Origin of the sequence: Aeromonas sp. FDAARGOS 1416 (assembly GCF_019048085.1) — a bacterium.
GTDB classification, from domain to species: Bacteria; Pseudomonadota; Gammaproteobacteria; order Enterobacterales; family Aeromonadaceae; genus Aeromonas; species Aeromonas veronii.
The window spans coordinates 4082001-4103440 of record NZ_CP077301.1 but is presented as its reverse complement, the minus strand read 5'-3'; the positions used below and the strand labels follow the sequence as shown (position 1 = coordinate 4103440).

Annotated in this window: 20 protein-coding genes; 10 read left to right on the top strand and 10 right to left on the bottom strand. The window is 59.6% G+C overall.

Annotated features, from left to right (window positions below; translation table 11 throughout):
- The first annotated feature begins 92 nt into the window (after positions 1-92).
- Both rsmD and I6L46_RS18690 read left to right on the top strand, forming a co-directional pair.
- Positions 93-722 (top strand): 16S rRNA (guanine(966)-N(2))-methyltransferase RsmD, encoded by a 630-nt coding sequence (gene rsmD, locus I6L46_RS18695; protein WP_129504874.1) that lies wholly within the window; start codon positions 93-95, stop codon positions 720-722.
- 110 nt (positions 723-832) lie between these two features.
- On the top strand, positions 833-1144 hold the full coding sequence (locus I6L46_RS18690; protein ID WP_042052536.1) for a DUF1145 domain-containing protein: 312 nt from the start codon (positions 833-835) through the stop codon (positions 1142-1144).
- A gap of 856 nt (positions 1145-2000) precedes the next feature.
- Here the strand turns inward: I6L46_RS18690 and I6L46_RS18685 are convergent.
- The 5 genes from I6L46_RS18685 to I6L46_RS18665 form a co-directional block, all read right to left on the bottom strand.
- Positions 2001-2987: a YafY family protein gene (locus I6L46_RS18685; protein WP_005339987.1), complete on the bottom strand. Its 987-nt coding sequence runs from the start codon at positions 2985-2987 to the stop codon at positions 2001-2003.
- 288 nt (positions 2988-3275) lie between these two features.
- Positions 3276-3662 carry a SirB2 family protein gene (locus tag I6L46_RS18680; protein WP_042081419.1) on the bottom strand — a complete coding sequence of 129 codons (387 nt, stop codon included), beginning with the start codon at positions 3660-3662 and terminating at the stop codon, positions 3276-3278.
- Positions 3659-5515 (bottom strand): monovalent cation:proton antiporter-2 (CPA2) family protein, encoded by a 1857-nt coding sequence (locus tag I6L46_RS18675; protein ID WP_216976674.1) that lies wholly within the window; start codon positions 5513-5515, stop codon positions 3659-3661. Before I6L46_RS18675 ends, I6L46_RS18680 begins: the two co-directional genes overlap by 4 nt.
- A gap of 67 nt (positions 5516-5582) precedes the next feature.
- A complete protein-coding gene (locus I6L46_RS18670; protein ID WP_047434621.1) occupies positions 5583-6179 on the bottom strand; it encodes an NAD(P)H-dependent oxidoreductase in 597 nt (198 codons plus the stop codon).
- A gap of 101 nt (positions 6180-6280) precedes the next feature.
- Positions 6281-7123 carry a LysR family transcriptional regulator gene (locus I6L46_RS18665; protein ID WP_005339957.1) on the bottom strand — a complete coding sequence of 281 codons (843 nt, stop codon included), beginning with the start codon at positions 7121-7123 and terminating at the stop codon, positions 6281-6283.
- 142 nt (positions 7124-7265) lie between these two features.
- Here I6L46_RS18665 and I6L46_RS18660 point away from each other — a divergent pair, with 142 nt between their 5' ends.
- The 6 genes from I6L46_RS18660 to I6L46_RS18635 all read left to right on the top strand — a co-directional run bounded on the left by I6L46_RS18660 (position 7266) and on the right by I6L46_RS18635 (position 15310).
- Positions 7266-7988, top strand: coding sequence for an SDR family oxidoreductase (locus tag I6L46_RS18660; protein ID WP_064337502.1), 723 nt, complete (start codon positions 7266-7268; stop codon positions 7986-7988).
- 88 nt (positions 7989-8076) lie between these two features.
- Entirely contained in the window at positions 8077-8400 is a 324-nt protein-coding gene (locus tag I6L46_RS18655) for a hypothetical protein (protein ID WP_204420131.1), read from the top strand.
- 46 nt (positions 8401-8446) lie between these two features.
- Entirely contained in the window at positions 8447-8878 is a 432-nt protein-coding gene (locus I6L46_RS18650) for a DUF411 domain-containing protein (protein ID WP_005339953.1), read from the top strand.
- Between the two features lie 234 nt (positions 8879-9112).
- The gene (locus I6L46_RS18645; protein ID WP_216976672.1) at positions 9113-11266 is read left to right on the top strand and encodes a S9 family peptidase; all 2154 of its coding nucleotides are present in this window, start codon (positions 9113-9115) and stop codon (positions 11264-11266) included.
- A 413-nt stretch (positions 11267-11679) separates the two neighbouring features.
- Entirely contained in the window at positions 11680-12651 is a 972-nt protein-coding gene (locus tag I6L46_RS18640; RefSeq protein ID WP_216976670.1) for a TAXI family TRAP transporter solute-binding subunit, read from the top strand.
- A 103-nt stretch (positions 12652-12754) separates the two neighbouring features.
- Complete coding sequence (locus I6L46_RS18635) at positions 12755-15310, top strand: TRAP transporter permease (RefSeq protein ID WP_216976668.1); 2556 nt, start codon at positions 12755-12757, stop codon at positions 15308-15310.
- Between the two features lie 532 nt (positions 15311-15842).
- Here the strand turns inward: I6L46_RS18635 and I6L46_RS18630 are convergent.
- Positions 15843-17096 (bottom strand): phosphatidylserine/phosphatidylglycerophosphate/cardiolipin synthase family protein, encoded by a 1254-nt coding sequence (locus I6L46_RS18630; protein WP_216976666.1) that lies wholly within the window; start codon positions 17094-17096, stop codon positions 15843-15845.
- 73 nt (positions 17097-17169) lie between these two features.
- Here I6L46_RS18630 and I6L46_RS18625 point away from each other — a divergent pair, with 73 nt between their 5' ends.
- Positions 17170-17346 (top strand): hypothetical protein, encoded by a 177-nt coding sequence (locus I6L46_RS18625; RefSeq protein WP_005339947.1) that lies wholly within the window; start codon positions 17170-17172, stop codon positions 17344-17346.
- On the opposite strand, the gene I6L46_RS18620 is transcribed toward I6L46_RS18625, so the two are convergent.
- The 3 genes from I6L46_RS18620 to tatA form a co-directional block, all read right to left on the bottom strand.
- Complete coding sequence (locus I6L46_RS18620) at positions 17324-18745, bottom strand: lytic transglycosylase F (RefSeq protein ID WP_216976664.1); 1422 nt, start codon at positions 18743-18745, stop codon at positions 17324-17326. The two genes, I6L46_RS18625 and I6L46_RS18620, sit on opposite strands and share 23 nt — an antisense overlap.
- Before the next feature lie 229 nt (positions 18746-18974).
- The gene (locus I6L46_RS18615; RefSeq protein ID WP_005339945.1) at positions 18975-19277 is read right to left on the bottom strand and encodes a YfcZ/YiiS family protein; all 303 of its coding nucleotides are present in this window, start codon (positions 19275-19277) and stop codon (positions 18975-18977) included.
- Between the two features lie 16 nt (positions 19278-19293).
- Positions 19294-19455: a twin-arginine translocase TatA/TatE family subunit gene (gene tatA / locus I6L46_RS18610; protein ID WP_005339944.1), complete on the bottom strand. Its 162-nt coding sequence runs from the start codon at positions 19453-19455 to the stop codon at positions 19294-19296.
- Positions 19456-19731: 276 nt separating this feature from the next.
- Here tatA and I6L46_RS18605 point away from each other — a divergent pair, with 276 nt between their 5' ends.
- A complete protein-coding gene (locus I6L46_RS18605) occupies positions 19732-20700 on the top strand; it encodes a LysR family transcriptional regulator (RefSeq protein ID WP_005357635.1) in 969 nt (322 codons plus the stop codon).
- Positions 20701-20776: 76 nt separating this feature from the next.
- On the opposite strand, the gene I6L46_RS18600 is transcribed toward I6L46_RS18605, so the two are convergent.
- The gene (locus tag I6L46_RS18600) at positions 20777-21376 is read right to left on the bottom strand and encodes a YhgN family NAAT transporter (RefSeq protein WP_013724175.1); all 600 of its coding nucleotides are present in this window, start codon (positions 21374-21376) and stop codon (positions 20777-20779) included.
- Positions 21377-21440: the final 64 nt, after the last annotated feature.

Sequence of the window (21440 nt, the reverse complement as noted above, 5' to 3'; positions counted from 1 at the left end):
AAGGCTGACTGCTAAGATAGCCGTCCCTTGGCGGGTCGGCATAAAAATGAACCGCCTTATACTACCACTTTATTTTCTGACGATGAAACGCGATGCCCAGAGTGAAATCCAGCCGTAGCAACCCGAGCAAGAGTCCCGCCCCGCAAGGAAAATCGGGCTTTGTAAGAATCATCAGCGGCCAGTGGCGAGGCCGCAAATTGCCGGTCAAGGATGTGGAGGGGCTCAGACCCACCACGGATCGCGTCAAGGAGACCATCTTCAACTGGCTGGCCCCCCACATTCGTGGCACCCGCTGCCTGGATCTGTTTGCCGGTAGCGGCGGACTCGGGCTGGAGGCGCTGTCGCGCTATGCCGAGCAGGTGACCCTGATCGAGATGGACAAAGGGGCCGCCGACCAGATCAAGAAGAACCTGACCGCCCTCGGCAGCAGTCAGGGTCAGGTGATCCAGTCAGATGCAGTGAGCTGGCTGCAAGGCCCGGCCACACCGTTTGATCTGGTGTTCCTCGATCCGCCGTTTCGCCGCGACCTGCTGCCGCAAGTGTGCGAACTGCTGGAGCAGCGCGGCTGGCTGGCGCCGGACGCCCTCATCTATCTGGAGCGGGAGAAGGAGATGGCCGATCTGGCGCTGCCCGCCAGCTGGCAACTACTCAAGGATAAACAGGCAGGTCAGGTCAGCTACCAGCTCTATCTGCGGGACACCAAGAATGACGCTGCAGTTTAAAGGGGGGGAATGGGCGCAGTAGCCCTCCCCGTCAATTTGGACAATGGCTCAAGGACAAGCAGGTCGATCAAATCAGGTCTGCTACCAACTCTATCTAAGGGAGGTAAACAATGAAGCGGGTCTTTAATCTGTTGGCGATGGGGCTGATATTGTTCTTCTGGTTTGGCGTGCTGATGAGCCTGATTGCCCCGCTGCCCGGCAAACTCAACGGCTTTCTGCCGGTCTGCGGCGTGATCGTCGCCCTGCTGCACTGGCTGCAGGCCAGCATGATCAAGGCAGCTTGCAAACGCTACTTCGCGGTCACTAAGGCCGAGTTTGTCACTGTGCTGATCTTTGGTGTGTTTGGCATGGTCGACATTCGTCAGCGCCTGCAAGAGATCGTCAACGCCGCCCAGCGCGGCAATCTCTCGGACAAACCATAAAAGAAAAGGGGACGGCGGTAGCCGTCCCCTAGAGTCGTGTCGTCCTGTCCGTAGAACTGCAATGCTCCCTGCAATCCCTGACGTTATCCTAATCCTTTGGAATATCCCCTTTCCAATCCGTTGGCGTGTCCTGCGGCGTTCCTGGCCTGGCAATTCATCCTGAACTGCTTCCCTGTCTCCATCCTGGAGGTGTCCATTACCACGTCCTGTGGGGTTCCTTGCGTCTTCCTGACAGATAACCATCCGGGTTATCTCACTTCATCCTGAAGTATTCCTCTCGCATCCGGCGAGGTCCTGTTCATCCTGAAGAACGAGGTTCCGTTCATTCTGCTCCCATCCCGAGAGTGTCCTGCCGCATCCCGCGGTGTTCCTTTATTCATCCGTGACGATAATCATCCTGATTATCGAGCTCATCCTGAGGTGTCCCTTGTCCACATCCTGCGGACTATTCCATCTTTATGCGCTGCCCTGCATCCTGCCGGACCAGCTCCGTCCTTGTGAGACCCATACTAAGGAAATGCTCACCCCGAACAAGGGCCATCCGATGATAAAGATCCGATGCGGCTCCCATCTCAAAAAACGAACTTAAAAACTAACCCTTTAATATCAGTTAGTTATTTAGTTTCACGGGAAAGCTCGACCATTCTGGCATGGCTTCGCGTACGGCTCAAAGCGCCAGCCTCTTACAGTCGCTATGGCAGATCTCTTACACGGGTTTCGCCCCCGAAAACGGGGCAGGAAAACGGTTCAATCCTGACGTTAAGACTTAAAAATTAGTTGAATAAATATGCTTAAAAAAACCGCAAAAAAAAAGAGCCGAGACCAGGCTCGACTCTTCAACATTCCAATTTTTTAATCAGCTCAAGCGGTTGGCCGGATTGAGATAGGCCTTGCGCAGCGATTCCGGTGCCAGCACCTCCAGTTCACCGCCGATGTTGTTCAACCAGCTGCGAAACTCCGGGGTGTCCTGCACTTCGGTCTCCACCACCACGCTGCGCTTGTCATAGCGGGTCATGCGCGGATTGTTGCCGGGGATCTGGTTATCCACCAGCGACTGGCTGTTGGCATCGATCCGGCCGACGAAGCGGATCGGGCCGCTCACATCCTGATAGCCCTGATCGCGGATCAGCTTCTGGATATTGAAATCCTTCGGCTGGGTGGCGCTGAAGTTGGTCAGCTCCACGTTCTTGATATGGTCGAACGGGATGCCGTAGACCTTGGGATCCAGCTCGGACAGAGTGCAGAGCAGGATCGGACCATCCGGCTGATTGAGAATGCCGAGCGGGTTGATACGGTCGTAGCAGAGCCATACGGTGCGCTCTTTGATCACGCGCTGGATCTCGGCACTGAACTTGCGACCACGCCAGAGCGCATCGCGGATCAGGGTGCTGCGGCGGATCTCCGGGTTGCCGGCAAACGGACGCGGTGACTGGTGGACACTCTCCAGCCAGCGTTCGGCCAGTTCACTCTGGCTGTCGCGGATCACCTGGCTCGCCTTGTCGACCAGCGGATTCAATTCGGTCAGTACACTCGCCGGCAACAGTTGGCTCGCCTGATCACTCCAGGTTTTCAGGGCCACCGCCAGCGAGAGCGGCATGATATTGGCAAAGTCGTTGAGGCCGTGGCGCTCGAAGCACCAGCCATGGGGTTTGCTGCGCTCGTCCGAGGTGAGGTCGAACAGTCCCATGCCGGACATCTCCTCCAGGTCCCGTTGCACGGTACGCAGACTGACATGGATACCTTCCTCTTCCAGTTTTACCTGGAGTTGGCTGGCGGTCAGCTTGTAAGGGCGGTGCGGGATGCAACGCGCCAAGGTCAGTTGTCGTAACAGCTTCTTGCTCATGGTGCTTGCCTTCACTGGTTTAGCGTTGACTGTATGCTAGTCGTGACTTGCGACAGTCTATGTCGCAAGTTTTGCTGCGACAACTGTCGCCATTTTCATACAAAACACACTAAACAGTTGATTTATAAAGACAATGCACTCAAAAAAGGAGCCGCTAGAGGCTAAAATTAGCCAAAAATCCCTCAAATGAAAGTTCTATCTTGCGATTTATTGTTAGCATAAAACTCCGATTAATTAATTCATCACAGAATATGATTTCATGAGGAGAGCATGACTCTCCCCTTTTGCTCACATCAGCCACGACCAGGCTGACTTGGTGATGGCCGCACCGACCATGTAGCCAAATACCGCCAGCGCTGCCACACCGGCCACCAGCTTCTGACCGCGGGCCGGGCGCTTGAGCGCCATGACACCCAGACCGATATAGAGTACCAGTGCAATCAGCTTGGCCATCAGCCAGGGTTGTTGGCCGGGGCTCAACTGCAAGGCCACCGCCAGCAACACACCAAACAGCAGCAGGAAGGTGTCGTTGATATGCGGGAGGATCTTCAGCCACTTCTGCTGCAACCGATCGCTGCCGGCCAGCGCCAGACTCCAGCGATAGATAAAGAGCAGCAGACTGACCAGCGCCAGCGTCATATGCAGGTGTTTGAACATGGGGTAATAGGCAATCATTTTGCTTCCTTGTCGTCGTCGGGTAGCCCGCTATTCCAGTTGTGGGCATGGATACGCTCCTGCCCCTCCTCGTCGTCTTGCAACAGATCGGAGAGGATCTCCCGGTATTGCAGGCTCTTGTTGATATAAGTGTGTTCGTCGTCCAGATAGTTGACCTGCTCGCGCAACAGCCAGTTATCGTGCTGCTTGAAGGTCTGCCCCGCCCGCCAGGCCTGGTTGGCCCGAAAACCGAGCTGGGTCAGGGCTTCCACCCCCAGATCGACCGCCGAGCCCAGGGTTTCCCGGTGCACGCTCTCGACCCCGTGGCGCAGGATCTCGTGGGCATGGGGTCGATCCAGCGCTCGCGCCAGGATCTTCAGGTGCGGGAAGTGCTTCTGCACCATCTCGATTACCGCCAGCGAAGTAGCCGGATCGTTGATGGAGAGCACCAGCAGCTTCGCCTTGTGGGCCCCGGCGGCATGGAGCAAGTCGATCCGGCTGGCATCGCCATAGAAGACCTGATAGCCATACTTGCGCAGGGTCTCTATCTGGCTGGCATCCTGCTCGAGGATGGTGGTGCCGATGCCGTGACCATGCAGCAGACGCCCCACGATCTGACCGAAGCGGCCGAAGCCCGCGATGATCACCGGATGCTCCACCAGCTCAGGTTGCTCATGCTGCGGTGCGTCGCTCTGGTTACGGTAATCGAACCAGGGCTGGATCACCCGATCGTTGAGGATCAGCAGCAGCGGGGTCAGCGCCATGGAGAGCGCTACCACCAGCGTCAGCAGCGAGATGGTCTCACCGGGCAGCACCCTGTTTTGCGCGGCAAACGAGAAGAGCACGAAGGCAAACTCACCGCCCTGTGCGAGCGCCAGCGCGAAGGTCCAGCGCTGGCTCGGCGAGATGCGGATAATGAAGCCGAGCGCCATCAGCACCAGCCATTTGAGCACCATCAGGCCAACCACCAGGGTTGGTATCAGGAAGGGGTGCTCGGCAAACAGCCCGAAGTCGATCCCCGCCCCCACCGACATAAAGAACAGGCCGAGCAGCAAGCCCTTGAACGGCTCTATGTCGGCCTCCAGCTCATGGCGATATTCGCTGTCGGCCAGCACCACACCGGCGAGGAAGGAGCCAAGTGCAGGCGAAAGCCCCACCGACTCCATCAGCACAGCGATAGCGATCACCAGCAGCAGGGCGGCGGCGACGAAGATCTCCCGCATGTGGGACTGGGCGATGGCACGAAATACCGGCCGCATCAGGTAGTGGCCACCCAGCACTATGCCGGAGATGGCCGCGACCACCAGCAGACCATGCTGCCAACCCGCCAGCTCGGAACCGCCATTGCTGGCGACCGGCGCCATGGCCAGCAGCGGCAGCAGCGCCAGGATCGGAATGACCGCAATATCCTGAAACAGCAGCACCGCAAAGGCGGATCGACCGCTCTCGCTCTGCATCAGCTTGCGCTCCTGCAGGCTCTGCAGAACTATGGCGGTGGAGGAGAGCGCCAGAATGAGGCCGATAGCCAGCCCCTGTTGTAGAGGTAGACCGATCAGGTGCGCCACGCCGGTCAGCGCCGCCGTGGTGAGCAGCACCTGCAGGCCGCCGGTGCCGAGGATCGGCCCCTTCAGCTGCCACAAGAGGGCCGGACGCAATTCAAGACCGACCAGAAACAGCATCAGCACCACGCCAAACTCGGCGAAGTGCATCACATCCTTCTGCTCCCCCACCAGCCCCAGCAGAAAGGGGCCAATGATGATTCCCGCCAGCAGGTAGCCGAGCACCGAGCCCAGCCCCCAGCGTTTGGCCAGCGGCACCGCGATGACGGCGGCGGAGAGGTAGATAAAGGCATCAAACAGGATACTGTGGCCCATCAGTCGGCCCTCCGTGTGAACGTCTGGTCCGGCTCATAAGCTCGGCCAACAAGCTGCCCGAGTTTCATCAGAGCACCTCCAACAAGTCGCGCAGATAAGGACGCCCGGCCAGTTGCTCTGGAGTCAGCTGATCGTCACGCAGGGCGCAAAGCAGCTGGCGGTAATCCTGTCCACAGCGGCGCAGGGCGGCGGGATCCTTGATCTTGTGAAAGGAGTGCAGCACGAAGGGGGGCAGCCAGTTCATGCCGCACAAGGTGGCAGCCTGCTGAAATGGCAGCAGAAAATCGAGCAGCGGTCGGCTGTTGTAACCCTCACTGCAGTAGGACTCCGGCGCCCCGCCGGTGGTGATGGCGCTCAGCCACTGCTTGCCCTTGAGGGCGTGGGCTTCGGGGCCGTAGGCATAGCCATACTCCAGCACCAGATCCATCCACTCTTTCATGATGGCCGGACAGGAGTACCAGTAAAACGGGTGCTGGAAGACGATGATATCGTGCTCACAGAGCAGCGCCTGCTCCCGCTTCACATCGATAAACATGTCGGGATAGTGCTGATAGAGGTCGTGAACCTTGACCCCCTCCAGCCCCTCAATCGCCTGCAACAGCTGCTTGTTGGCCCGCGAGCTCTGCAACGCGGGATGGGAAAAAATAACCAGAATGCGTTTCATGACCACATCACCCGAACAAAGCCTTGCGGAGCAAGGCGCGGTAAACAGAAAAGGGGAGTCTGGGGAGCTGCATCGTAAAGGTGCACAGGAGAGCGACCTTATCAGGAAGCGCCATAGCCTGCCAACTCGGGGATCAGCTCCCGCAGCGCCGGATTGAGGGTCTGGTGGGCGGGATAGCAGAGCCCGATCCGGCGAAACATCCGCGGCCCGCTCACCGGCAGGGTACAGAGCCCCGCCTCATCCTCGACCAGCCCGTCCGGCAGAAAACTGATGCCGACCCCCGCCAGCACCAGCGCCATCACCAGCCCCTTGCTCTCGGCCTTGGCCACCAGATTGAGGGTAAGGCGGTCACAGGCCAGCAGGCCGATAGTCTGCTGATGGGCTTCGCACGGCGGGCACTCAATAAAATCATAATGTTGCAGCTCGGCCAGCTCGATCCTTTCGCGACTGGCAAGGGGATGGTCGACCGGCACGCAGAGCACGTAATCCTCCTCCCACAGCGGCAGGAAGATCTCGTCCTCCCGGCGCAGGGCATCTAGCGTCAAGCGGCAGTCGGCGGGTGTGGTGTAGTCGGAGAGGGTGAGATCCAGTTGCGGCAACACGCGCTGTACTTGCTGCAACAGCCCGGCCACCCGGCGGCGACTCAAGTCCGGCATGATGGCGATATTGAGCCTCGCACGCGTCGCTTTCTGGCGAAACAGCTCTGGCAAACGGCGCGCCTCCTCCACCAGCTTGACCGCGTGAGGATAGAGATAGTGGGCCGGATCTTTCGCCACCACCCCCTTTTTGCCCCGGACAAACAGGCTGTCACCGAGCGCCTCTTCCAGCTGGCGCAGCCCCGCCGAGAGGGAGGGCTGGCTGACGTGGCAGCGCTCGGCCGCCGCCGTGATGTTCTTCTCTTCATAGATGGCGATGAAGAAACGCAGCAATCTCAAGTCCAGCATAAACCAACCATAGTTTTTTCAGATGATAACCAGCGGAAAACAATATTTATCACTTATAGATGCAGTGACTATAGTGATTGGGTTCCGTGCTGGCCAGCCACCTGTTTGCTCAAACCGACTCTTGAATCAGAAGGAAAGACCCATGTCCAAATCTCTCGTCGTGATCACCGGTGCCTCCGCCGGGATCGGTGCCGCCATCGCCCGTGCCTTCTCTGCCGCCGGTCATCCGCTGCTGCTGCTGGCCCGCCGGGTCGAGCCGATGCAGGCACTGAACCTGCCCGATACCCTCTGCATCGGGGTCGATGTAACCGACACCGCTGCCATGAAGGCCGCCGTCCAGCAGGCAGAAGCCAAATTTGGCCCGGTCGGCTGCATGGTCAACAACGCCGGCGTCATGCTGCTGGGTCAGGCCGATGTGCAGAATCCCGCCGAGTGGCAACAGATGCTCAACATCAACGTGATGGGGGTACTGAACGGCGTCCACGCAGTGCTGGCAGGCATGAAGGAGCGCCGCAGCGGCACCATCATCAACATCAGCTCCATCGCCGGTCGCAAGACCTTCCCGAACCATGCTGCCTACTGCGCCACCAAGTTCGCCGTGCACGCCCTGACCGAGAACATCCGGGAAGAGGTGGCCGATGTCGGCGTGCGGATGGTGACCATTGCCCCGGGTGCGGTCGAGACCGAGCTGCTCAGCCACACCACTGACGAGAGCATCAAGGCCGGTTACCACGACTGGAAAGATCAGATGGGTGGCGTCATTGCGCCGGAAGTGATCGCCGATGCCGTGCTCTACGCCTGGAATCAGCCTGCCAACGTCTGTGTGCGCGAGATCGTGCTGGCGGCGACCCGTCAGCAACCTTAATCCTGGCTGACTGACACCATGGGGAGGGCTTGACCCTCCCCCGGGGCACAGGGTTACCATGTGCCCCTTGTTTTTTCCGAGTCATTCCATGGTTCTCACCCGTCGCCAACTCGCTCACGCCCGTCGCTGGCTCCCCTTGTGGAGTCTGGTGCTGGTATTGATGTCGTTTGGCAGCCGGGCCGCAACCGACCTCTGTACCCTGACCACCCACTGCAGCCAGAGCGAGCGTACCCTGGAAAAAGCAATGCCCTGCGGCAGCTTTACCACCGCCCTCTCGATGACGCTGGTAGGCAGCGACAGCCTGACGGTCGCCGTGCTGGAACCGGATACCCCCGACTTCGCCTCTCCCTCTCTCTTTATGCCGGACGCTCCGTGCGAGCGGCTCGAACGTCCCCCACGCACCCGGACCTGAAACGCATCCCGTATCGGGCATCTTTTCTTTCAATCTGAGGTGAGTGATGTACAAACCCCTGTTACTGGCCATGCTGGCCGGTACCGTCAGCTTTTCGGCTCTCGCGGCCGAGAAGATGACCGTCTACAAATCCAAATATTGTGGCTGCTGCCAAAGCTGGAACGAGCACATGGAGCAGAATGGCTTCGAACTGGAGGTCATCGAAACCGAACAGCTCGGCGCAGTGAAGCAGCAATACGGTATCGCGCCGGAACTGGCTTCTTGCCATACCGGTATCGTAAATGGCTATGTGATCGAGGGGCATGTACCGGCCGCCGATGTACAAAAGCTGCTCAGGGAAAAACCGGCGATCCGTGGCCTGACTATTCCGGGCATGCCCCAGAGTGCGCCGGGCATGGATATTCCGGGCCATCCCTATGAGGTACTGAGTATCAGCAACGAGGGCGCGACCAACCGCTGGTCGAGCTACCCAGGCTGACGAAAACTGGTCATGAGAGGGCACTCCCATATCATGTGAGGCACACCTGAGCGGACTCTTGCCGCTCATGGCCAGAAAGAGGGCCGCTATCGCGAGATAGCGGCTTTTTTTGATTACATTTCCTGCAATAACAAGGGATTGCTTGCAACCACCGGCAACAAGGGGCAGATTTAACGCCAATTCATGGAGCCGATGCTCAGGTCTACCAACCCTTTCCAGCGCCAAGGATGCGACATGTTTACCTTTTCCCGAGGAGTTCTGCTGCTAGCCTTTCTGACAGTTCTCCCCCCCACTTATGCCAATGAAGAGCCCGCCATGCTGACAAGCGAACATCCAATCCAGCCGCCCGTGGCCGCCAAACATCCCCGCACCCTGAAAAAACACGGGGATACCCGCATCGACAACTACTACTGGCTGCGTGACGACGAGCGGCAGAAGCCCGAGGTGTTGGACTATCTCAAGGCCGAGAACGCCTATACCGAGGCCATCCTCAAGCCGACCCAACCCCTGCGCGAACAGCTTTACAAAGAGATGGTCGCCCGCATCCCCCAGCAGGATGAGTCGGTACCCTATGTGAAGAACGGCTACCGCTACCAGACCCGCTATGAGCCGGGCAAGGAGTACGGGATCTACTCGCGCACCAAGCTCGGTGAAGAGCAGGCGAGTCTGTTGCTCGACAGCAACCAGCGGGCAGAAGGGCACGAGTTCTATGCCCTCGGCGCCCTTGAGGTGAGCCGCAACAACCGCTGGCTGGCGGTGGCGGAAGATTTCCTCTCCCGCCGTCAGTACCAGATCCAGTTCCTCGATCTGGAGAGCGGCCAGTGGGCCACCGACAAACTGGAAAATACCTCCGGCAATCTGGTGTGGGCCAACGACAACAAGACCGTCTTCTATGTGCGCAAGCACCCGCAGACCCTGCTGCCCTATCAGGTCTATCGCCACACGCTAGGGACGGATCCGGCCACAGACAAGCTGGTCTATGAAGAGAAAGATGACTCCTTCTACATCAGCCTCTACGCCACCACCTCGGAAGATTTCATCGTCATCGCCCTCTCCAGCACCACCACAGGCGAAGCGCGGCTGATCGATGCCAACCAGCCGGAGCACGCCCCACGCCTGTTCCTGCCCCGTCAGGTGGATCACGAATACAGCCTGGATCACTACCGCGGCCGCTTCTATGTGCGTTCCAACAAGGACGGCAAGAACTTCGGCCTCTACGAGACCAAAGAGAGCCCGGTCGATCGCTGGAAGGCGGTGATCGCCCCCAATCCGGACGTGCTGCTGGAGAGCTACGCCCTGTTCAAGGATTGGCTGGTACTGGAAGAGCGCAACAAGGGGCTGACCCGACTGCGCCAGATCAACTGGCAGAGCGGTGACGAGAAGGAGATCGCCTTCGACGATCCCGCCTATGTCACCTGGCTCGCCTACAACCCAGAGCCGGATACCAGCGCCCTGCGCTATGGCTACTCCTCCATGACCACCCCCGCCTCCACCTATGAGCTGGATATGGCGAGCGGCAAGCGCACCCTGCTCAAGCAGCAGCCGGTGGCAGGCTTCAAGGCCGACCAGTACGCCAGCGAGCGGCTCTGGGTGACCGCCCGCGACGGTGTATCGGTGCCGGTGTCGCTGGTCTATCGCAAGGACAAGTTCAAGAAAGAGCAGGCCGATGCGCCCAAGAATCCGCTGCTGGTCTATGGCTATGGATCCTACGGCGCCAGCATGGATCCCGACTTCAGCAGCTCGCGCCTGAGCCTGCTCGATCGCGGCTTCGTCTACGCCATCGCCCATATCCGGGGTGGCGAAGAGCTGGGCCGTCACTGGTACGAAGATGGCAAACTGCTGAAAAAGCAGAACACCTTCAATGACTTTATCGATGTCACCAAGGCGCTGGTTGAACAAGGCTACGGTGCCAAAGATCAGGTCTACGCCATGGGCGGCAGCGCCGGTGGTCTGCTGATGGGGGCCGTCATCAATCAGGCGCCCGAACTCTATCGCGGCGTGGTGGCGCAGGTGCCGTTCGTCGATGTGGTCACCACCATGCTGGACGAGTCCATTCCCCTCACCACCGGGGAGTATGACGAGTGGGGCAACCCGAACCAGAAGCGCTACTACGACTACATGAAGAGCTACAGCCCCTACGATCAGGTGAAGGCGCAAGCCTATCCCAACCTGCTGGTCACCACCGGGCTGCACGACTCGCAAGTGCAGTATTGGGAGCCCGCCAAGTGGGTCGCCAAGCTGCGCGAACTGAAGACGGATGATAACAAGTTGTTACTGAACACCGACATGGACGCCGGCCACGGCGGCAAGTCGGGCCGCTTCAAAGCCTACGAGGATATCGCGCTGGAATACGCCTTTATCCTGGATCTGGCCACCCCGGCCAACTGATCTCTCATGACTCCGGCCCTTGTCATTCAAGGGCCGCATAAGAATCCTCTCGTAGTTTTTCCCTCTTCCATTTCCCTCCATATCAAATTAATCTTCGGCAAGAAAATGAATGATCGAGGTCATGTTTCTCAAGATTTAACTCCGCTATTTTGCCATTTCGTTTGATTTATGTTGGGTGAATGTGCTTAATCGGAGTGCTTGCAACTTTTTATTTGGCCCCTCAGGGGCCAATTTATCTTCGACCGACAGGAGGTCGGTAGCCTCACCACAGGATGAGGGTGACTGCCGGAAAGGGGGTGATCAACTCCCCCGCTTTCGCGCAACGAGAAGAGCGGGCAAGCCCGGCGCAGAACGGGATTGCCATCAATTTATCCGGGAATCGGATAAACAAAATCAAAGAAAAGGGAGAAAAAATGAAAGGATTAACTTTGGCATGCGCCCTGTCGGCGGCTCTGGTCGGTGTTTCATTCGGTGGTCCGGTACAAGCGCAGGAGCGCTTCGTGACCATAGGCACCGGCGGTCAGACCGGCGTCTACTATGTCGCTGGCCAGTCCATCTGCCGCTTCCTCAATCGCGGCGCCGCCGATCACCAGATCAAGTGCAACGCCCCGGCCAGTGGCGGTGGTGTTGCCAACGTCAACGGCATCCGCAGCGGTGAATTCAACTTCGGCATCATGCAATCCGACCACCAGTTCAAGGCGATGAAAGGGCTGCCACCGTTCCAGGCCGAAGGGGCCATGGACGATATGCGCGCCGTCTTCTCCCTGCAGAGCGAGGTGTTCACCATCCTGGCTCGCCGCGATGCCAAGATCGCCAGCTTCGACGACCTGAAAGGCAAGCGCGTCAACATCGGCAACCCGGGCTCCGGCCAGCGTGACACCATGGAAGAGATCATGGCGGTCAAAGGCTGGAAGAAGGGTGACTTCGGTCTGGTCTCCGAGCTGAAACCGGCCGAGCAGGCCTCCGCCCTCGGTGACAACAACATCGACGCCATGAGCTACTTCGTGGGTCACCCGAACGGCGCCATTCAGGAAGCCTCCACCACCACAGATGCAGTACTGGTACCTGTGACCGGCGCCGACATCGACAAGCTGCTGGCCGAGAAGAGCTACTACAGCAAGGCCGAGATCCCGGGCGGCATCTACAAGGGCAGCGACAAGCCGACCTCCTCCATCGGTGGCAAAGCGGTGCTCTCCACCAGCGCCAAAACCGATCCGGAAGTGGTCTATCAGCTGGTCAAGTCGGTGTTCGACAACCTAGATCGCTTCAAGCGCCTGCACCCTGCCTTTGCCGACCTGAAAGAGGCCGACATGATCAAGGTGGGTCTCTCTGCACCGCTGCATGAAGGGGCTGCCCGCTACTACAAAGAGCGCGGCTGGCTCTGATTGAAGGCCCCGGGGCCTTTGTCACTCTCTTCGACACCCGTCTGCCGCCTGATTGCGGGGGCGGGTGTCGCTCTTGTTGTACTCGTTGGCACAAGTTAACCCTATGCAAGATAAACAACTCTCTACCGAGGAACTGATCGCCCAAGATGTGGGCGCTCGCCTGCCGCTGGGCATCATGGGCTGGCTCATCACCGCTCTGGCGCTGGCCTGGTCCCTGTTCCAGCTCTGGATCGCCTCGCCACTCCCCTTCATGGTGGGGTTTGGCGTACTCAATGACACCGAAACCCGCTCCATTCACCTCACCTTTGCCCTGTTGCTGGCTTTTCTGGTGTTCCCGGCATTTCGCTCCTCGCCGCGAGATCGGGTACCCCTCGGTGATATCGCCCTCGGCCTGATCGCTGCTGGCGCCGCCTCTTACCTGTTCGTGATGTATGAAGCACTCGCGCTGCGTCCCGGCACCCTCACCACCGCCGATCTGGTGACCGCCTGCATCGGCATTCCGCTGCTGCTGGAAGCGGCGCGCCGCGCCCTGGGGCCGGCACTGGCGGTCATCGCCATCGTGTTTCTGGTTTACAGCCTGGCAGGCCCCTGGATGCCGGGACTGCTGGCACACCGCGGGGTAGGTTTCACCGCGCTGGCCAACCACCAGTGGATCACCACCGAAGGGGTGTTCGGCATTGCCCTTGGCGTCTCCACCAGCTTCGTGTTCCTGTTCGTGCTGTTTGGCGCCCTGCTGGAGCGTGCCGGTGCCGGTCACTACTTTATCCAACTCGCCTTCAGCCTGCTCGGTCACCTACGCGGCGGCCCCGCTAAGGCGGCAGTGGTCGCCTCCGGCCTGACCGGTCTGATTTCCGGCTCGTCGATTGCCAACGTGGTGACCACCGGTACTTTCACCATCCCGATGATGAAGAAGGTGGGCTTCAGTTCAGAGAAAGCGGGGGCGGTGGAAGTAGCCTCCTCGGTCAACGGCCAGATCATGCCACCTGTGATGGGGGCTGCGGCTTTCCTGATGGTCGAATACGTGGGCATCCCCTATGTGGAGATCATCAAGCACGCCTTCCTGCCTGCCACCATCTCCTACATAGCGCTGCTCTACATCGTCCATCTGGAGGCGCTGAAACTGGGCATGCAGCCCATCGGCAACCATCAACCCAAACCCTGGCTGCGCCGCCTGACCGGTTTTGCCTTTGGCGCAGCCCTCATCAGCGGCCTGTCACTGGCGGTCTACTATGGCCTCGGCTGGCTCAAACCTGCACTGGGTGACTACGCTCTGCCGGGGATCTCGGTACTGCTGGCTGTCACCTATGTGGCTCTGTTGAAGATCGCCGCCAGCAATGAACCGCTGCCTGCCGAAGATCCCGACAAGCCGCTCACCGAGCTGCCCAACACCCGCGCCGTGCTGCTCTCCGGCCTGCACTTCCTGCTGCCTGTGGTAGTACTGGTATGGTGCCTGATGGTGGAACGCCTCTCGCCGGGGCTGTCGGCCTTCTGGGGTACCGTGATGCTGGTGATCATCCTGTTGACCCAGCGCCCGCTGCTCAACTGGCTGCGCAAGGACGGCAAGCACGACTACGGCACCGTCGCTGACGGCGTGGTGGATCTGCGGGAAGGGCTGGTCGCAGGTGCCCGCAACATGATCGGTATCGGCATTGCCACCGCCACCGCGGGGATTATCGTGGGTGCGGTCTCCCAGACCGGGGTTGGTCTGGTGCTGGCGGATCTGGTGGAGTTCCTCTCCATGGGTAACCTGCTGCTGATGCTGCTGCTCACCGCCCTGCTGAGCCTGATCCTCGGCATGGGGCTGCCCACCACCGCCAACTACATCGTGGTCTCCAGCCTGCTGGCGCCGGTGGTGGTGACGCTGGGGCAGCAGAACGGGCTGATCGTCCCGCTCATCGCGGTGCACCTGTTCGTGTTCTATTTCGGCATCATGGCGGATGTGACGCCACCGGTGGGACTGGCCTCCTTCGCGGCAGCCGCCGTCTCCAAGGGCGATCCCATCAAGACCGGGATCACCGCCTTCTACTACAGCCTGCGTACCGCGGCGCTGCCGTTCCTGTTTATCTTCAACACGGACCTGCTGCTGATCGACGTGGACTTCGCCCACGGGGTGCTGATCTTCATTGTGGCGACCATCGCCATGCTGATCTTCGCCGCCGCCACCCAGGGCTGGTTCCTGGTGAAGAGCCGCTGGTACGAGAGCGTGCTGCTGCTGCTGGTCGCCTTTACCCTGTTCCGCCCGGGTTTCTGGATGGATATGGTGCACGACCCCTATCGCGAGACCCCGCCTGCCCAGCTGGCCCAAACCATGGGTGAAGTGGAGGCGGAGAGCACCCTGCGGCTGCGGATCCTCGGTGAAGATGCCGTGGGCAAACCGCGCAAGTTCACCCTGCTGGTCGCCGTACCGGATGGGGCAAATGGCGAAGAGCGGCTGGCCAATCTGGGGCTCAGCCTCTATGAGCAGGATGGCAAGACGCTGATCGACAACGTCGCCTTTGGCAGCCCGGCCGCCACCATGGGGCTGGAGTTCGATCAGGAGATCCTCACCGTCAAGGCGCCGACCGAGCGCTGGACCAAGGAGTGGATGTGGATCCCGGGCTTCCTGCTGTTCGGGGTGATCGTCTGGCTGCAGCGTCGCCGCAGCGTCAAGACCGGTTAATCCACCGGGCAGATGAGACCGAGGGCCGCTATTGCGGCCCTCTTTTTATTGCCTTGTTATTGCCTTGCCCTCTGCGGCTCTTGCGATGAGCAACATTCAAGGAAAAAGGTAAACGGTGGCGAGCGGCCAAAAAAGTGGGGTGACATGTCCATGTCACCCCCTCGCAAATAGCATGTTCCATATTGGAGTCCGGCCACGCCGGGTCTCTGTTTCACTTTCCGATAGTTCGCGACCCATCTGAAGTGCGCGCCAATTGCAGCGATGCAACCGGCCAGCTACCCGTTACAACCTTCGTCCACACGGCAGACAAGCCACCGTGTTTGTCCTTGCAACTGAAATATTACGCATAAAAACAAAATAAAAAACGTTTTTATGCTAATTCCATTCACATCAAAGTACAAAAAACAGCCTTATCATCACCACTAAATTGTTATAAAACAGCAAGATAGATTCATGCGTGGTTATTCACCCGCAAAGGGTATCAGCAATGGCTTACAAGGCTTTGCGAGATCTCGCACAAAAAATGGCCGTCTCACAGCCAACGCCGCAGTGGCAACCAGTCGCTCAGGCGGGCTATCAGTCGCCTTGACCACCCCTCGGGTTTGCGCGGCAATCCACCCGCCTGCTCCTGCCAGCGAGCCAGCCACGTTCGCAGCGCCTCGCAGATCGGCGGGCAGTGCAGATGCAGCATCAGCTCGGTATTGAGAAACAGCGAGCGGGGATCGAGGTTGAGGCTGCCGAACAGCGCCCGCTCCTCCCCCAGCAGGATCAGCTTGGCGTGCAGGCTGCCGTGGCCGTGGTCAAACTCGGCAACACGGATGCCGCGCCGCAGCAACCAGCCGAGATAACGCTGATAGGCGCCATAGACCAGTGGCACATCGGTGCTGGCCAGCGAGTTGGTGAGAATGTCGATGGCGACCCCCTGCTGGCGCAGCCGCGCCAGACGGTGCCGAAACCCGCGAGTAAGGATGAGGTAAGGGGTCACCAACCCCAGCGAGCCGGGATTGTCAGCCAGCTGGCGCCAAAGCTGACGGGCAGTCGTGGGGCGGGAGATCAGCCCCTTGCCGGGACGGTCGAACCACACCTCGGCCCGCCCCTCATGCCATTGCAGCGGCAAATCGCGCTCGTCAAACAGCGCCGCAGGCAGATCGTAGACCGTCGCCACCGCCGGATCCGTCATGGTAAACAGGAAGTCGTTGACCACCTCTATTTCGGCGGGCAGCAGCTCGCGGCGCAGCAGATGGCGGATGGGGTGACTCCAGCGGCTGTGCCAGAACTGCTCGAACCCCTGCGCCATCTGCTGGCACAGTCCCCCCTGACAGGCGAGATCGAGATCCACGAAGGGGGCTTGCGGATCCAGACCGAAGTAGCGATCGCCTATGTTGCGCCCGCCGATCAGCGCCAGCTTGCCATCCACCAGCAGCAGCTTGTTGTGCATCCGGTGGTTGATGCGGCGAAAGCTGAGCATCCCCTCCAGAAACAATGCCAGCGGGCGCCAGCCCCGCAGCCAGAAGGGGTTGAACAGCCGCACCTCGATCCCCGGGTAGTGAGCCACCATCTCCAGAAAGCGGTTGTCACCGGCATAGAGATCATCCACCAGCAGCTGTACCTTGACGCCACGCCGGGCGGCGTGGAGCAGCTCGCTCAGCAGCAGCTTGCCGCTGCTGTCCTCCTCCCAGCTGTAGTACTGCGCCTGGATCCGCTCGCGGGCATGGCGGATCCAGTGGCAGCGCACCTTGAGCGCCAGCAGGGGATCATCGATCAGGGCAAAGGATCCGGGGATCATGGTGTCATCCTGCTGTCATGGCCGGGTGTCATAACGCTGGCGAGCCTCTTCACATATTCAAAAGGAGTTGCTGATGGAACTGCATGATACCCCGATGTTGCGCTATCTGGGCCAGCTCAGCCAGCCAGATCTCATCCCGGCCACCGGCCCTGCTCACTGGTTTTTGCAACACAGGGACGGTGGCTGGCAATTGCCGACCGTGCAGGCGACCCTGCCGGTCAACCGGCTCAGGGCTGAGCCGCTTCGATAGCGGCAGCCTTGCCCTCGATCTGGGGCAGGCTGAAACGATAGGCTACGTAGTACTTGTAGATGGTGCCGACATAGTTGATCGGCCCCTGTCCGACTTCGTTGGCCACCAGCTGATCCACGTTGCCGAACCAGACGTTGGGATCGAGCCCCAGCTTCTCCGCCTTGCCTCGCAGCGCCTGCACCCGGTTTGGCCCGGCGTTGTAGGCGGCGAGGGCAAACAGGTGGCGGTTGAGCCGATCCAGATTGGGATCATTGAAGTAGGTATCGAGGATCAACCGCATGTAGCGGCAGGCGGCCTCCACATTTCCCTCCAGCGTGGTGAGTCTGGCGCCGTTGATGCCGACTTCCCGCCCCGTACTGGGCAGCAGTTGCATAAGGCCCACGGCCCCCTTGGGCGAACGCGCCTTGGGATTGAGGCCGGACTCCTTGTAGCCGAGCGCCGCCAGCATCAGCCAGTCGAGATCGTATTGATTGGCGTACTTCTCCAGCACCTTGCGAATGGTCGCGAGTCGCCCCATAGGATCCGGCGCCAGGATATTGCTCATCTGATCGCTGCGAACCAGCAACCGGCGCAGAGTCATGTCGCTGTAAAGGCTGTTGCTGCTGACACTCGCCAGATAACCATTGACCGCCTTGAGCAGCTCGGGGCTGTTCTTGCGCAGCGCCCAGGCGCTGGTGCCGTTGCTGCGCAGGGGGATCAACTTGTGGGCCTTGAGGCCGGAGATCATCCCACCCAGCCAGATCCGCCCCTTGTAGCTGTCGGTCACCGTCAGGGGAATAATGCCAGCGGCCACCATCTCCAGCAGATCGCCATCCTGCAGATATTCGGGCACCGTTTCGATATAGACGGGGGGCAGCCCCAGCTCGCGAAACAGCCAGTTGAGCTGGCGCAGACTCTCGTAGTAGCTGGAGCTGGCGCGCACCCAGACCCGCCTGCCGGAGAGCTGGGTAATGCGGCTGAAGGCGGGCAGGCTCTGCTGGCTCACCACCCACTCCTCGATGGATGAAATGAGCGGCCGGGAGAAGGCCACCTGTTCACGCCGGGTCGGAGTCACCGTCATGGTCGCCGCCACCAGATCGCCGCGCCCCTCGGTCAGATAGTCCAGCAGCTTGTCTTGGCGCACCGGGATGTAGACCACCTTGAGTTTGACCTTCTCTTTGGCGAGATAGGTCTTGTTCAGCCAGCGCTCGAACCCTTGCAGCTGATTGACCAGAATGCCGTACTGGGCGCCGCGATCGAGAAAATAGAAGCCGCGCTCATAGACCACCAGCGCCCTGAGTTCGCGCTTTTGCAGAATGCTTTCGAGATCCCCGGGCTGGGGCAGACGCTGTGGCTTGAGTTCAGCCGCGAGCAGGGGAAAACAGCAGAGGGCCAGCAGAGCCCAGATCCAGCGTCGCATCACGATGGCTGCCCCTGTGCTGAGGTCACGTCTGCTGCCTGTTGGCAGCACGGGTCACGATAGAGGGTGGGATTGGGGGCAGAGATCCATCGCTGCGTCATGATGTTTGCGCCTTCTGTTGGCCGACTCGCGCCGGGCAAAAACGTCTGCGGGATAGAGTAACTATAGAACGCCGACCCACAGCAGAAGGGTCAACACGGCAGGCAAACCTGCCGCGTTATCAGACAACTCAGATAGAGCGGGCCCGCATTTCGAAAATCAGTTTTTCGGCGGTGCAGGTGAATTGCAGGCGGGCTTTCAGGATCACGCCGTTGGCGCCCTGGGTCAGTTCGCTGCTCACTTGAGCTTCGGCAGTGACCTGTTTGGCCAGTGCTTCATAGGCAGCCAGCTTGGCGCGGGCATCAGCCTCGGCAGCGGCTTCAATCACCAGATCCATCACATCGTCACCTTCGCCGATGATGGTGCCGATCTCGGCAAAACAGCCACAGCTGTCACAGGTTTCGTTCAGTTCAACTTTCTCGTCTACAGACATTTTCTACTCCTACTGCTTATTTCGGATGATTTGCGTCGTCACGCATCGCCTTGCGAAAATCTTTGATGGCGGTACCCAGATCCTCACCTGCACTGGCAAGACGCTTGCTGCCGAAGACCAGCACAACAACCAGCAAGAGGATCAACATATGCCAGATATGAATTCCACCGAGTCCCATAGGGATACTCCCTCACAAAGAGATATCTGTTACTTGTATCAAAATAGAGCGCAGGGATTGTTGGGCAAAATCAAGGCAGGTGCAAGTGAGCAAATAAATCATAGCCAAAAAATAGGGCGACCCTGAGGTCGCCATATTGATTGTGCTACATGTCCCCTCAACCGCTACATCCTGTACCAGTGGTTCATGCGAACCTGAGACCATTCGAGGATAAGATCGCCAAGATATGAAAACAAATGGTATAAATTCATCTTAGAATTGAAGAGGATTCATATCATGCTGCTGGAACAACTGGGTCGCATCGACCTCAATTTGCTGATTATCCTGCAAGTACTGCTGGAGGAGCGCAACGGCAGCAAGGCGGCACGCCGCCTTCATCTGAGCCAGTCCGCGGTCAGTAAAGCCCTCGGCCGTCTGCGCGATACCTTCAATGATCCCCTCTTCATCCGCTCCGCCTACGGGCTGGAACCCACCGGCCGAGCCCTTGCGCTGCAACAACAGTTGCAACCCATCCTGTTGTCGCTGGACAACCTGATCCAGCCGCCCGAGTTCGACCCCGCCAGCTCGGAGCGGGAGTTCGTCATCGCCAGCATGGACAGCGCCTTCACCCTGTTTGCCCCGCTCTACCTGAGCGAGCTGAAGCGGCAGGCACCAAGGATCCGCTTGCGTTACGAGGAGTGGACCGAGAACAGTCTGACCGAGATGAGTCAGGGACAGGTGGACATTGCCTTCGCGGTGCGGGAGAACTGCATCAGCTCCGATTATCGGCTCGATACCCTGCCCGACAGCATCTGCCAGCGGGTGCTGGCGGTCGATGATCTCACCTGTCTGGTGCAGCAGCACCACCCCGCGCTGCGAGAGCCCAACTGGAATCTGGAGCACTACCTCAGCTATCCCCATGTGCAGACTTACTGCGAGGGGCGGGACCGCTGGATGCTGGATCACAAGCTGGCAGAGCAGGATCTCTACCGACGTATCGAGGCAACCGTGCCCTCCTTCGAGGCGGCGCTGCGGATGGGGATGCACTCCGACATGATAGTGACCCTCTCCAGGCTCTACGCTCGCCACGCTACCCAGGTCTATCCGCTGTTGCAGCTGCCGCTGCCCATCGGGTTGGACAGCATCTCCCATCTGCTCATCTGGCATCAGCGTCACAGCGAGGATCCGGGCCACCGCTGGCTGCGGGAGCTGCTACTCTCCCTCATCATGAGCAAACTGGAACCCGCTGCGACCACTCACGGGTGACGGCACGCCCTCTCGACAGCAAAAAAGAACGGGGCTCTGCGTAGCCCCGTTTTATTCACTTCAACATGTAAACCGCTCAGCCCTGACCGGTCACCGCCAGATAGTGATGAACCCCGTCCAGCAGCATCTGAACCGAGATCATCACCAGCAGCATCCCCATCAACCGCTCCACCGCAGTGAGTCCCCGCTCACCCAGCAGCTTGTTGAATACCTCGTAGAACATCAGGATCACCGCGCTGGCGGCCCAGGCCAGAAAGAGTGCCAGCGACCAGTCCACCATCCGGGTCGGCTCCTGATTGGCCAGCAGCATCAAGGAGGCGAGGATCGACGGACCGGCGATCATCGGGATCGCCATCGGCACCAGGAAAGGCTCCTCGCCCGCCGCCAGCCCGGTCACGCCCCCCTCACTCGGGAAGATCATCTTGATGGCGATCAGGAACAGGATAATGCCCCCCGCAATACTGACCGCCTCCTGCCGCAGGTTGAGGAAACCGAGGATCTGCTGACCGACGAACAGGAACAGCATCATGATGGCCAGCGAGAAGAGCAGCTCGCGCACCATCACCTTGCGACGTCGCTTGGGATCGATATGACGCAGGATAGAGAGGAAGACCGGCAGGTTGCCCAGCGGGTCCATGATCAGAAACAGCATGACTGCGGCAGAGAAAGTATCCATACAACGCCCGGGCTACGCCCTGAATAGGGAAAAGAGAGGGGGCGAAATATAGCAAAGGGCGAAG